Origin of the sequence: Klebsiella sp. Q11, assembly GCF_964241505.1 — a bacterium.
GTDB lineage: Bacteria > Pseudomonadota > Gammaproteobacteria > Enterobacterales > Enterobacteriaceae > Klebsiella > Klebsiella michiganensis.
This window is the reverse complement of record NZ_CAXSXW010000001.1, coordinates 278364-291708: the sequence shown is the minus strand read 5'-3', so window position 1 is coordinate 291708 and position 13345 is coordinate 278364. Positions and strand designations below refer to the sequence as shown.

Genomic DNA, 13345 nt, shown 5'->3' with positions numbered 1-13345 from the left:
AATTTAATTTCTGTATATGCGAGGCGGATCGAAAAACCGTAAAAATTGAGCCGTAAATTTTTTGGCTACAGCTATCAAGCTATTCTGATTGATAAGGTTATTAAGTGTTTTTCTGAACGATGTTTGATTTGTTTCTTGTATGTATTTAATGATTTTGCGCTGTGATTTTGTGAAGTGAATCGATACTTCATGGCATTTTTATTTTTCATTGTTCATTTAAATGAAATTAATTTTTCTTTTTTGGCAGGCGTGTTTTTGAAACACGCCTGCCTTAGCGTCAACGTTTAAAAGGTACTTCTGACGGGCGCGGTTGACGCGGTGGCTCTTGTCGTCGGGCCAGCCGCGAAAATACCTTTGGCCGCCAGCCCGGCGACGGTTATCGCGGCGGGAATGCCAAGGATCAGGAAAACGCTTTCGAAGCTGATATTCAGCGCCAGCATCTCCGCCCCGGCAAAGGCGCTCAGGATCGCACCCATGCGGCCAACGCCGTGCATCCAGCTGGAGCCGGTAGCCCGTGCTTCGGTAGGATAGTAGCGGGCGGAGAGCGCGTTCATGCCGGTATTGGCGCCGTTTAAGCAGGCTCCGCTGATAAACGCCAGCAGGCAGATGAGCGCAAAGCTTGCCGCGGCATAGCCCATCGCCATCGTAAACAGGCCGCCAACCGCGTAAATCAGCCCGAGCGCCCGATGTGGGTTGATCCGGTCCATTAGCCAGCCCGCAAACAGCGAGCCAAGGGTTCCCCCAGCCTGGTACATTGCGGTCATTACCGCCGCCTGGCCGACCGTTAAGCCCACCTCTTTTACCAGCGTCGGTAGCCAGCTGCCGAGGAGGTAAACCAAAAAAAGCCCCATAAAGTAAACCAGCCAGAGCATCATCGAACCGAAGCGATACTGGCGGGAGAGAACGATGCGCATGGCATTTGCCTGGACGGGCTGGGCCGGGAGGCTGAACTCGGCCTCATCGGGGATTTGTCCCGGATAGAGGCGTTGCATAATCCGCCGAATACGTTCGGCAGGCGCGCGCTTAACGACCAGAAAACGCACCGATTCCGGTAACAGCCAGATCAGGACCGGAGCGAACAGCAGCGGGAGGATCCCGCCAAGCAGCATCAGCGAGTGCCAGCCAAACTGCGGGATTAGCCAGGATGCGGAGAAACCGCCCGCCGCCGCGCCAAAGGTGAAGCCGCAAAAAATAATCGTAATCAGGAACGAGCGCTGGCGCTCCGGCGCATACTCTGACACCAGGGTGCCGATATTCGGCATGGCGGCGCCTAATCCCAGCCCGGTCAGGAAGCGGAAAACCATCATCTGCTCAATATTTTGTGAAAGGGCGGTGGCGATGGTCCAGAAGCCGAAGAAGAAGACGCTATTAATGATAATTTTTTTCCGTCCCAGCCAGTCGGCGAGCGGCCCGGAGAAAATGGCCCCCAGCGCCAGGCCTATCAGCGCGGCGCTGATGACAAAACCGAGTTGGTGATTGCTTACTCCCCATTCCTGCTTCAGCGTCGGGGCGATAAAACCCATGATGGCGATATCAAAGCCGTCCAGCGCGATAACGCAGAAGCCTAAAAACACCACCAGCTTCTGAAAGCGGCTTAGCGGATTGGCGTTGATTAACTCCCTGACGTCCAGGCGTTGAGTCTGTGTCATGGGACTCTCCTTATGCGCAAGGGCGCAGGTAGGACTGCGCGGCGTTAAACAGCAGCTGAGCGCGAGCGAGCGCCGGCAGCGCACCCCGATCGCCGCTTAGCGGGACCTCGATGGATACCGGCAGCGTGGCCGGAAGCGCCGCCATCAGACCGTGCAGGTCGAGTCCGCCTTCGCCGGGGACCTGGCGCGCGGCGCGGGCCTGGTAAATCAGCTCCTGCTCGTCAGCGGGGGGTTGCGGTAAGGCATCGCAAAGCTGCATATAGTTGAGGCAATTTTGCGGTAGCGCCGCGATCGTGGACAGGGATTCGCCGGCCCGCCAGAAGTGAATAGCGTCAATCAAAATACCGATATCGCTGCGGCCGCTGGCGGTGATGAGCGCCCGGGCTTCGGCAATGGTGCGCAGGTGGGTCCAGGGCATGGGCTCCAGGTTCATGATTAATCCATGCTCCTGGCCGGCTTCGGCAAGTCGGGCGAGATTTTCCGCGCTGCGCGCGCGGTTATCATCGTTTCCTGCCACTAAAACCTGCTTTGCGCCAAGGCGCGCGGCGGTAGTAAGAAAAAGCTGCAAACGAGCGTCCACTGAAAAATCGGGCGTCAGGCGGACGATCTCAACGTCCGAAACGCGAACGCCGGTTTCCATCAGCGCCGCCAGGGTATCGCGTACGGCGGCGGTGTCGCCGAGCATGTCGTAATCCGGATCTGACGGGGTTGCGGGAAGCAGGCGCAGACCAACGTGGGTGAATCCGGCCTGGGCCGCAATGCGTACCTGTTCCGGCGGCGGAACGTCGAGGAGGGTAAGCGCGGCAAGTGAGAGGGTTCGCATGTTCATAAAGGACTCCAGTGCAGTTGCAGGTGATTGTTGTTATGCGTATTGCCGTCCCTGGTGGAATGCTTTTACTGTGTTGTTTTATTGAGATTTTCTGCCAGGTTTTTTCCGACCAGATAGCCAAAAGTCATGGCCGGACCCAGCGTGATACCGCCGCTGGGATAGAATCCCCGCATCACGCTCGACATATCGTTGCCGATGGCGAAAAGCCCCTGGATCGGCTGCCGCTGGGCGTTGAGAACACGGGCATTTTCATCGGTGATTAATCCACTGAAGGAACCCAGCGAGCCGGGCAATATACGTACCGCATAAAAAGGCCCATGGCTGAGTTTCCCGAGCGTGGGGTGGGGCGAGCGGCTGGCGTCACCCTGCGCGCGGTTATAGGCCGAGGCGCCGCGCTGAAAATCCTTATCCTCTCCCTGGTCTACAAAGCCGTTAAACCGGGCGATCGTTTCCGTTAGCTGCTGCGGATTGATGGCGCATGTTTTCGCCAGCGCTTCCGGCGTCTCACCGACGTACAGATAGCCGGTCCGTCGCCAGGCCTCGGGGGTAAACGGGAAGGGGCGAGCATGGCCCAATCCGTAGCGCCGCAGCGCACGGCCGTCGGCAATTAGCCACGCCTGCGGCGTTTCGCCCGGCGGCGTCGCGTCCAGCAGCGCGGCAATAAAATCATGATAAGAGTCGGCCTCATTGGTGAAGCGTTTACCGTTGGGCAACACGGCAATAAAGCCGGGCTTAGCGCGCTCAACCAGATGCGGGAACGGCAGCTGCAGTCCGCTGGCGAGGGTAACGCGCGACACCGGCGCCCAGGCCATGGCGTGCCTGAGTGAGGTATCAAACTGGCCGCCGACCGCTTCGCCGAGCCGAATGCCATCCCCCTGATTGCCCGGGGGCGCGGCGGAGAAGTGGCCGTAGCCGCTGGCGGCGTGCGGCACGTTTTCGGCCAGACGCTGCCTGTCGTGAGGAAAGCCTCCGCAGGCGAGGATCACCGCGCCGGCGCGAACCTCCAGCGCGCCGCTATCGCTGCGTAATATCGCGCCTGCAACGCCGTTGTTGTCGGCAAGCAGACGTTCTACCGGCGCGTTAAGCTGAAAATTAACCCCCGCATCCAGCGCCGAACGCAGCAGGCGGGCGACCAGCGCGTTGCCGTTAACCAGATGCTGTCCGCGACCGGCGCGCAGCCGCTGCCAGCCGTGACGCAGCAGGCGGCGGGTCGCATACAGCGCCGAGCCCGGTGAGCGGGTCGCGTTAAAAAAGTGCGCCATATCCGTGCCGCCGGCAATGCCCATACCCGCAAGGCTGATGGTCTCCAGCGGAGGCCGCAGGCGATGCAGCCAGTCGCCCAGCAGCCGTCCGTCAAAAGGCTGCGCCGTGACCGAGCGGCCGCCCAGCGCAGCGCCCGGTGAAGCGTGAAAATCGGGCATTTTGCTGCCGGAAAGAAACTGCACGGCGGTGCGGCGGCGGAAAAAGTCGATCATCTCCGGTCCGTACTGTAAGAAGGCAAGCAGACGCGCATCGGCAGGCTCACCGTCCATTTCATGGCGTAAATAAGCGAGCGGCGCGCCGGGCTCTTCTTCAATCCCTTCTTCACGAGCCAGCGGGTTACGCGGGATCCACAGCCAGCCGCCGGACCAGGCGCTGGTGCCGCCAATGACCGACTCTTTCTCCGCAACCAGTACGCTGGCGCCGCCGAGCGCGGCGGTGACGGCGGCAGAGAGCCCCGCCGCGCCGGAGCCGACGACCAGAACATCCACGTTCATCTGCCCGCTCATGACCCTCTCCTTATTGCAGTGGTGAAAAATCAGTGGGGCGCAGAAGCACCGACTCCAGACGCTCGACGGCGGCCAGCTCGCGGTTTTTGCGCGAGAACGTCAGCCAGCGTTCGTCCTGCGCCATGCGCGCCCGACGCGCCAGGCGATCGTCCAGACTTTCATAGGCCCAGATATGCACCACCTGATTGACCACGCCAATTTCGGTAAAGAAGAAGCCGATGAGCTTACCGAGGTGCTCGGTTTGCACGGCGTAAGCATCGCTTTTGTACAGCGCCAGCCAGTCGGCCATTTTCAGCGGATTGATGGTGTAGGTGCGTTTTTCATAGATCATGATTTTCTCCTGTTTATCGTGCGTGTTGTTGCGCCATATGGCTGGCTGAGAGATAGCCGAAGGTGAGCGCCGGGCCGAGCGTAATACCTGGGCCGGGGTAGGTTCCGGCCATCATCGAATCCATATCATTACCCACGGCATAGAGGCCTTTAATCGGTTCACCGTGCTGGTTAATGACCTGAGCATCGGCGGTAGTGACCAGGCCGCGCGAGGTACCGAGATCGCCGGTATAGAGGGTGACGGCATAAAACGGCGCGCGGGTCAGCGGAGCGTTACAGGCGTTTGGCCGGTGGCCGGGGTCGCCCATCGCGCGGTTATAGCTGTTGCCGCCTTTGGTGAACGCCGGGTCGAGGCCCTGAGCGGCGTCGCGGTTGTAGCGTGCCACCGTGTCAGCGAGCGTCTGCGGATCCAGGCCGAGCCGCTGCGCCAGTTCAGGCAGCGTATCGGCCTTATGCAGATAGCCCGCTTTCACCAGCGCGTCGTTATTGACCGGGGCAGGGCGCGCCAGGCCGAGGCCGTAGCGCTTCATGGCCAGGGCGTCGCAAATCAGAAAGCAGGGCGCATTTTCTGCCCGGCTTTGCATGGCGCTGGCGAAGTGGTGATAAGAGTTAGATTCGTTCACGAAGCGCACCGCGTGCTGGTTGACGGCAATCACCCCGGGTTTGGCGCGATCGGTAACCAGGTGAGGGAAGCGCTCTTGCGTGCCGTCGGGATGCTGTAAAACCGAGACCGGCGCCCAGAAAAAGTTAGACGGCAGGTCAGCCCCTTCCCGGGCATTGACCGCGGCGGCAAGGCGCAGCGCGGCGCCGTCGTTGGCGGCGGGTGACATGGTGTAGTGCTCGCGGGTCTGGGGGCGATAGCGTTCAGCCAGCCTGCCTGCGGCAAAACCACCCGCCGCCAGTACCACCCCGCAGCGGGCTTCAAGAGTCTGCTTTTGACCCTCGTGCTCAATTTCAACTCCGGTCACCTCGCCATTGCGTTCGCTCAGCGAAAGCACGTTGACGTTGAGCCTGAGCTGCATACCTTTGCGAAAGGCGAGCGTCGCCATGCGGGCGATCAGCGCGTTGCCCATCGCCAGGCGGGTACCGCGAGAGTACCGCAGGCGATCGCGACCATAGCGCAGCAGCAGTCTGCCGCAGTGCGCGAACGAGCGTGGGGAGCGGCGCATATCGAGAAAGTGCTGGATATCAACCCGGTTAACCATCATCCCGCCAAACAGCAGCATTCCCGGTGGGGGAGAGCGGAGGTCGCGAAAATGCGCACCCAGTTCCCGTCCGTCAAACTCCACCACCTCCAGCGCCCGCCCGACATCGACGGCGCCGGGCTCATCCGGGTAATAATCCGGAGAGAGCGGGCGCAGGCTATATTTCACCGCGCCCTCTTTTTCAAGAAACGCCAGCGCCTCGCGCCCTGAAGCGATAAAGGCATCCACCAGATCCTGACGATAATGAGGCTCACCGATAATCGTCCGCAGATAGGTTTCGATGGACTGCGGGCTGCCGCCCACGGCCATTTTCCGCGCCTGATCGCTATCGTGGATCCACACCGCGCCGCCGGAAATGGCGGAGGTGCCGCCAAACTGCGGGGCTTTTTCCAGCATCAGCACCGACAGTCCCTTACAGCTGGCGGTCACCGCCGCGGCAAAGCCTGCGGCGCCGCTGCCGATAACGATGACATCCCAGCTTTTCATGCCGCCGCTCCTTGTTCCTGCGCAATGGCGCCGATGAATTGCCCCATCAGTTTCATCTGCGCCAGCGCCATCTCCGGCCCGGTCTGGATCGCGCAGCCGCGATCCCGGGCGAAGGCGAGGAGCGGGGTGATGATCGGAGCGGTCACCACGTCGGCGACATGCGTGGATAGCGGAAGGGTTTCCAGCAGCGACTGCGGCAGCGGCAACGGCTCGAAACCGGCCATTCCCGCCGGGGAACCATTCACCAGCAAATCCAGGCCGGCAAGCGTAGCGGGCAGGTCGACGAGATGAACGTGCGGAAAATGGGTGGCCAGCCGGTTATGCAGCAGCTGAAGGGTGGCGGGATTCTGATCATAAAGGGCCAGCTGGCGGATACCGGCTTCGCAAAGCCCCCACGCGATAGCGCTGCCGACGCCGCCGCAGCCGGAGAGAAGCCCCTTTTTACCGCCGGCGCTAAAGCCGTGCGCCTCTGCGGCAAGCTGAAAACCGACGCCGTCGAGCATATCGCCCTGTAAACGGCCATCGGCCAGCTTACGGATGACGTTAATGGCATTAAGGTGCTGAGCTCGCGGGGTTAACTCGTCGACCAGGGCGGCGGCCCGCTGTTTGTGCGGAACGGTGACCAGGACGCCGCTCATGTTGTGCCAGCCGCGCAGGGCCTGCAGAAAGTCAGCAACGGCTTCGGGGGCGATATCAACCGGGATCATGACGCTGTCCATCTGCTGGTCAGCAAAGAAGCGGTTGAAATTCTCCGGCGACTTAACCTGGGTAATCGGGTGGCCGATGACGGCGACGACCTGAGTGAATCCACTGACCATTTCAAACCTCATTTTGTTAAATGAATGTTGTGAAAGTATTTCAGCGGAAGCTGAGAGCGACAACGCAGAATTCGGCCATACTGGTTGTTAATCGCACTACCACTGCGATAATCGCGCTAAACTGATTGTATTGTTGCGAAAGTGTGAACAAGTATGCAAAACCAGATTCATACCCGCGATCTGATCGTCGGCCTGCAAAAAGGGCTGGCGCTGATCCAGCTATTTTCAAAAGAGTTCCCCCGGCTCACCGTGCCGCAGGCGGCGAAAATGAGCGGCCTGACGCAAAGCGCCGCGCGGCGCTTTTTCCTTACCCTGCTGCACGAGCGCTATCTGCAAACCGACGGACGTCATTACTGGCTAACGCCTAAAGCGTTAAGGTTGGGGCAGGCGTATGTCGATTCGGCGCAGTTCCCACGCATGGTACGACCGATCGTGGAGTACATCGCCAGTCGGACGGAAGAGCACGCTTCGGTCGGCGTGATAGATGATGACGAGCTGGTGTATATCGCCCGCAGTAAACACACGCCGTTTAACTCGACTTCAGTGCGTCTGGGGGAGAGAGTGCCGATTTACTGTACCGCCGGAGGGCGACTATGGCTGGCTTCCTTAGCGGAAACCGAGTGTGAAACCGTTTTGCAGCGGATCCGCCGCGAGCAGCGTACGCCCTATACGGTGACGGACGTGGCGGCGTTAATGGAAAAGATCGCTCAGGTTCGTCGCCAGGGATACGCCGCGATTGAGCAGGAGTTTGAAATTGGCATGCTGGTCCTGGCCGTGCCGCTGTCAGATCGGGAAGGGCTCTACTGGGGAGCGCTGAGTTTAACCAGCCATCAGTCAAGAACCTCGATTGAGGCACTATGCCGCGATCATCTGGATTTGCTCTATAGCGCTCAGGCGATGCTGGTGGGTTAAAACTAAAGGCGCAGACGATTCACTCATCCTCGTGCCGAGAGAGCTTACGGTAGGCAAAAAAAGGGCAGGAAGAATCCTGCCCTGAGAATGACGAACCGATATTAGGCGGTGATGCTGTTAGTGAAAGTGTTCCACTCGTTCGACACTTCGTGCACAGAATTGCTCCAGTTTTCGTTGCTTGAGGCAACGAAATCCTGCCACGTAGATGTGCCGCTCAGGTAATCACCGAACGCAATGGTATCGTTAACGATGGCATTGGCGATGGTAGCACCTGCGGAGGTAATAAAATCGCTCAGATGGCTTGCTGTATTATTAATAATGCTGGAAATGCTGTTAGCAATGCTGTTGAACACATTAAAACCACCAGAAATAGATTCCATTTCGCCAATAGTTAATTCTTTCATTGGTATTCCTTGTTAAGTTTGATTAATTTTTATTAGTGGGTCTCTTACCCACGGAAGAAATACTAACACTCTTAAATTATGTTAATCCAGAGTATTAATATGTGAAATATTCAATTTCATACAAATTTAATAAAATGAAGTTTTCTTCAGAGATAACGGCGTAAGCCATGAGTATGAATTTTTTATTCGGCACATCTGGCTTTAATGTGAAATTGCATGAGGGCCTTATAAAGAAAAGTGCGCTGAAAGTGGTTGCAGGGGGGAGTAATAAGACGGACTGCTTTTTTCATTGAAAACTTTAATATTGTTCAATAGAGATGCTATATGAACCGGGAGGGACAATATTCATGGCAAAAGACCGCCTGTTTGCGCGGAGGAGGGGAGGACAAGAGAACATCGCCCTGGCACCATACCCCACGTTAATATGTTAATTTTCGATTTCACATTCGCCCGCCAGGAATGACGGAAGCACAGCCCACTGAGTAAACGAGGGCTTAACTATGCCTTGTTAACCCGAGCCTTCGAAGAAACAATAAGTTCGGGGTCTGTCCCTTCTGCTATGTTGCGTACAATAAATTAATTTATCATATATATTCAGCTAAACCACTCGGCGCCGTTCGGGGTAGCGCGGCGGCAGGATTCATATCTCAAAGATACCATTGCCGACGGCAGTGGGCAAACCGTGCTTAACGATGATTCGTTAAACAACAGAATCATTAGCCGATATATAGCACTCATTTTATTGACAGTACCGGCGTTAAAACTAATTCTATTTCATCTAAATAAACGATGGCTGCAGGATAATGAATTGCTGCTGATGAATCTGATGCGGCTATTTGTCGAAATGAACTGGCAGTACTGCGTGACTATTATCGCATCAGTATGGCTAAACGCGTTCCGGCAGTAAGCGGAGAAAGGCATGTACGGGGGGCGTCTTTGATCGAGGACGCTGAAGCGGAATTTAGCCAGGGGCAGAGAAAGCGTTGAGAGGGTTGAGGGCACAATCTCAGAATAATAGAGTGGGGAGAATGATTTACAACCATCGGCGATGCGAGATTAACAGGGGGAAATAAGTAATGGCGTATCGTGCGATACGCCATTGAGAGACACTATCTGACCATGGTCAGCAGGTTGTGTGAATCCGGCACCATAAAGTCGACGGACATCATCACCGACAGCGCGGTAATGGCTACGATGGAAAAGACGAACAGCTTACGCGCCCAGACTTTATCATCCGCCACTTTATAACCGCGCAGCGCCATTCCGAGCCACCAGACGCTCACCGCCGCAGCGACAACCAGATATTTATATCCAGCGTAGCCGCCCAGGGAGAGCATCAGCGTGGCAACGGCGAAAGCGATGATGTAAACGGTGATATGGTTTTTCGCCACCGAAATGCCTTTCACTACCGGCAGTACCGGAATGTTCGCTGCCTGATAATCCTTGAAGCGGAAAATCGCGATAGCGTAAGAGTGAGGCATCTGCCACAGGCTGAAAATCGCCAGCAGAATCGCGGCACCGCTGTCAAAATCACCGGTAACCGCGCAGTAGCCAATCACCGGCGGCGCAGCGCCGGAGAGAGAACCAATCAGAGTGCCGTAGACGGAGTGGCGCTTCATGTACAGGCTGTAAACGCCGACATAAACCACGAACCCCATCACCCCCAGCCAGCAGGCCAGGGGATTCGCGCCAAACCACAGGAGCATGAAGCCAGCAATACCCAGCAGGGTGGCGTATACCAGCGAAGCTTCTGGCGAGATCAGCCCTTTGACCAGCACCCGGTTTTTCGTCCGTTCCATCTTACGATCGATATCACGGTCGATATAGTTGTTGAAAACACAACCCGAGGCGACCACCAGGGATACTCCGAGGAGCGTCCAGATAAAAAGCGGATAGTCGATGTGGCCCTTGGAGGCCAGCAGGAAACCGCCAATCACGGAGATCAGGTTGCCAAAAATAATGCCTGGTTTCGTTACTTGCAGGTATTGCTTAAACATACTCGCCGCTCTTAGTGCATCATCATGTTGTAGTTCAGGTTCCACATAATCCAGATGGAGCCGACAACTACGATAGCAATGATGATTACGGTGAAGATAAATGCGGTCAGGTTCCAACCTTCGTCCGATTTACTGTTCATGTGCAGGAAGTACACGAGGTGTACCACAATCTGCACAACCGCAGTGACCAGGATGGTTCCCAGAATAGCCGCATGCGATGCAGATCCACTCATCACCATTGCAAACGGGATAACCGTCAGAATGATCGACAGGATGAAACCTGTCATGTAGCTCTTCACGCTGCCGTGAGAAGCGCCGCTATGATCGGTAGAATGACTCATTACATCGCCCCCATCAGATATACAACAGAGAACACGCAGATCCACACGACGTCCAGGAAGTGCCAGAACAGGCTCAGGCACATGATACGGGTGCGGTTAGTGCTGGTCAGGCCGCGACGAGAAACCTGAACCATCAGCACCGCCATCCAGATCAGACCTGAAGTCACGTGCAGACCGTGGGTGCCGACCAGCGCGAAGAACGCTGACAGGAAGCCGCTGCGATCCGGGCCCATACCTTCAACAATCAGGTGATGGAATTCATAGAGTTCCATCGCGATGAACCCTGCCCCGAAGAGGAAGGTCAGCGCCAGCCAGGAAACCACCTGGCTCTTGTTGTTTTTGTACATGGCGATAGCCGCCATGCCGTAGGTGATGGAGCTGAACAGCAGCAGCGCGGTTTCAACCAGAACGAACGGCAGTTCAAAAATATCTTTACCGGTCGGACCGCCCGCCGTGCCGTTCACCAGAACGGCATAGGTAGCGAACAGAGTGGCGAAGATAATGCAGTCGCTCATCAGGTAGATCCAGAAACCGAATACCTTCATCGGTCCTGTATCATGGTGCCCGTGTTCGTGCGCGTGGGCGTTATGCGCAAGAGTATCAGTTGCCATTTTTCAGCCCTGCTTTGTTAATCTCATCGAAATGCTGATTTTCCAGTTTTTCGACTACTGCAACCGGCACGTAGTAATCCACGTCCTCGTCAAAGCTCTTAATAATCCAGGTCACCAGGATACCGACGAAGCTTGCAATCGCCATCCACCAGATATGCCAGATCATTGCGAAACCAAAAACCGTTGCGAAAGCAGCAATCACGATGCCCGCGCCGCTGTTTTTCGGCATATGAATCTCTTCATAGCCAGCCGGTTTCTTATACGCGTCGCCTTTTTCTTTCATTTCCCAGAACGCGTCACGCTCGTGAACGACAGGAACGATAGCAAAGTTGTAGAACGGCGGAGGAGAAGAGGTTGCCCACTCCAGCGTACGGCCGCCCCACGGGTCGCCGGTCAGGTCACGGTTCTGCTCGCGATCGCGGATAGACACGTAGAACTGAATCAGCTGGCAGAGAATACCGCAAGCGATCAGCGCCGCACCGCAGGCTGCAACAACCAGCATCGGGTGGAACTGCGGGTCAATCTGCTGGCTCAGGCGACGGGTCATGCCCATGAAGCCCAGTACGTACAGCGGCATAAACGCGACGAAGAAACCGATGATCCAGAACCAGAAAGCGCGTTTGCCCCAGGTTTCGTTCAGGGTGAAGCCAAAGGCTTTCGGCCACCAGTAGGTCAGACCTGCGAAGCAACCGAACACCACGCCGCCGATGATGACGTTATGGAAGTGCGCGATCAGGAACAGGCTGTTGTGCAGCACGAAGTCTGCGCCCGGTACCGCCAGCAGTACGCCGGTCATACCCCCTACGGAGAAGGTTACGATAAAGCCAATCGTCCACAGCATTGCTGAGTTGAAGACGATACGGCCCTGGTACATGGTAAACAGCCAGTTGAAGATCTTAACCCCGGTCGGGATAGCGATGATCATGGTCGTAATACCGAAGAAGGCGTTTACGTTCGCGCCCGCACCCATAGTAAAGAAGTGGTGCAGCCAAACGATGAACGACAGAACGGTAATACACACTGTTGCCCATACCAGCGAGGTATAGCCAAACAGACGCTTACGTGAGAAGGTTGCGGCGATTTCGGAGAAGACACCGAATACCGGCAGAACCAGAATGTACACTTCCGGGTGACCCCAGGCCCAAATCAGGTTGATGTACATCATCATGTTGCCACCCATATCGTTGGTAAAGAAATGGGTGCCCAGGTAGCGGTCCAGGGTCAGCAGCGCGACGGTGACGGTCAGAATTGGGAAGGAGGCGATAATCAGGATGTTGGCGCACAGAGATGCCCAGCTAAACACCGGCATCTTGAACATGGTCATGCCAGGGGCACGCATCTTGATAATCGTTACGAAGAAGTTAATACCGGTGAGCGTTGTACCAATACCGGATAGCTGGAGAGCCCAGATCCAGTAATCGACCCCGACGCCCGGACTGTACTCAATTCCCGAGAGCGGCGGATAGGCCAGCCAACCGGTCTGCGCGAATTCACCGACGCCCAGAGAGAGGTTAACCAGAATCACGCCCACAACGGTGAACCAGAAGCTCAGGTTGTTAAGGAATGGGAAGGCAACGTCGCGCGCGCCGATCTGCAGCGGAACCACCAGGTTCATCAGACCGATAACAAACGGCATCGCTACGAAGAAGATCATGATAACGCCGTGGGCGGTAAAGATCTGATCGTAGTGGTGAGGCGGCAGGAAGCCTGCTTCCCCGGCCGAGGCCAGCACCTGCTGGCTACGCATCATAACGGCGTCAGCGAAGCCACGCAGCAACATGACGATTGCTACGATAACGTACATGATACCGAGACGTTTGTGGTCAACCGAAGTCAGCCACTCATTCCAAAGGTAGGACCACTTACCGAAGTAAGTGATGGCCGCCAGAAGCGCCAGTCCCCCAATGATAATTGCAGCCACCGTAACCACAATAATGGGTTCATGGTAGGGCACTGCATCCAGTGTAAGTTTTCCGAACATCGTTTTCTTCCTC

Annotated in this window: 12 protein-coding genes; 1 reads left to right on the top strand and 11 read right to left on the bottom strand. The window is 56.6% G+C overall.

From position 1 onward, the window contains the following. Nucleotides 1-284: 284 nt before the first annotated feature. The 6 genes from ACESQ2_RS01310 to ACESQ2_RS01285 form a co-directional block, all read right to left on the bottom strand. The gene (locus ACESQ2_RS01310; RefSeq protein WP_009653612.1) at nucleotides 285-1649 is read right to left on the bottom strand and encodes an aromatic acid/H+ symport family MFS transporter; all 1365 of its coding nucleotides are present in this window, start codon (nucleotides 1647-1649) and stop codon (nucleotides 285-287) included. Between the two features lie 10 nt (nucleotides 1650-1659). Continuing rightward, entirely contained in the window at nucleotides 1660-2478 is an 819-nt protein-coding gene (locus tag ACESQ2_RS01305) for a sugar phosphate isomerase/epimerase (RefSeq protein WP_049069813.1), read from the bottom strand. Nucleotides 2479-2543: 65 nt separating this feature from the next. After that, on the bottom strand, nucleotides 2544-4247 hold the full coding sequence (locus tag ACESQ2_RS01300; RefSeq protein WP_049069814.1) for an FAD-dependent oxidoreductase: 1704 nt from the start codon (nucleotides 4245-4247) through the stop codon (nucleotides 2544-2546). A gap of 10 nt (nucleotides 4248-4257) precedes the next feature. Further along, nucleotides 4258-4578, bottom strand: coding sequence for an NIPSNAP family protein (locus ACESQ2_RS01295; RefSeq protein ID WP_004133454.1), 321 nt, complete (start codon nucleotides 4576-4578; stop codon nucleotides 4258-4260). Between the two features lie 13 nt (nucleotides 4579-4591). Further along, nucleotides 4592-6268, bottom strand: coding sequence for an FAD-dependent oxidoreductase (locus tag ACESQ2_RS01290; RefSeq protein ID WP_046876995.1), 1677 nt, complete (start codon nucleotides 6266-6268; stop codon nucleotides 4592-4594). Further along, the gene (locus tag ACESQ2_RS01285) at nucleotides 6265-7086 is read right to left on the bottom strand and encodes a shikimate dehydrogenase (RefSeq protein WP_046876994.1); all 822 of its coding nucleotides are present in this window, start codon (nucleotides 7084-7086) and stop codon (nucleotides 6265-6267) included. Before ACESQ2_RS01285 ends, ACESQ2_RS01290 begins: the two co-directional genes overlap by 4 nt. Before the next feature lie 153 nt (nucleotides 7087-7239). Here ACESQ2_RS01285 and ACESQ2_RS01280 point away from each other — a divergent pair, with 153 nt between their 5' ends. Beyond that, on the top strand, nucleotides 7240-7998 hold the full coding sequence (locus tag ACESQ2_RS01280; protein ID WP_032748248.1) for an IclR family transcriptional regulator C-terminal domain-containing protein: 759 nt from the start codon (nucleotides 7240-7242) through the stop codon (nucleotides 7996-7998). 101 nt (nucleotides 7999-8099) lie between these two features. On the opposite strand, the gene ACESQ2_RS01275 is transcribed toward ACESQ2_RS01280, so the two are convergent. From ACESQ2_RS01275 to cyoB, 5 genes are all read right to left on the bottom strand, one after another. Next, complete coding sequence (locus tag ACESQ2_RS01275) at nucleotides 8100-8402, bottom strand: hypothetical protein (protein ID WP_046876993.1); 303 nt, start codon at nucleotides 8400-8402, stop codon at nucleotides 8100-8102. 1109 nt (nucleotides 8403-9511) lie between these two features. Then, nucleotides 9512-10399, bottom strand: coding sequence for a heme o synthase (gene cyoE / locus ACESQ2_RS01270; protein ID WP_004129778.1), 888 nt, complete (start codon nucleotides 10397-10399; stop codon nucleotides 9512-9514). Between the two features lie 11 nt (nucleotides 10400-10410). After that, complete coding sequence (locus ACESQ2_RS01265) at nucleotides 10411-10740, bottom strand: cytochrome o ubiquinol oxidase subunit IV (protein ID WP_004099523.1); 330 nt, start codon at nucleotides 10738-10740, stop codon at nucleotides 10411-10413. After that, the gene (locus ACESQ2_RS01260; RefSeq protein ID WP_004099525.1) at nucleotides 10740-11351 is read right to left on the bottom strand and encodes a cytochrome o ubiquinol oxidase subunit III; all 612 of its coding nucleotides are present in this window, start codon (nucleotides 11349-11351) and stop codon (nucleotides 10740-10742) included. The genes ACESQ2_RS01265 and ACESQ2_RS01260 overlap by 1 nt, the downstream gene beginning before the upstream one ends. Beyond that, nucleotides 11341-13332: a cytochrome o ubiquinol oxidase subunit I gene (gene cyoB, locus ACESQ2_RS01255; RefSeq protein WP_004848247.1), complete on the bottom strand. Its 1992-nt coding sequence runs from the start codon at nucleotides 13330-13332 to the stop codon at nucleotides 11341-11343. Before cyoB ends, ACESQ2_RS01260 begins: the two co-directional genes overlap by 11 nt. Nucleotides 13333-13345: the final 13 nt, after the last annotated feature.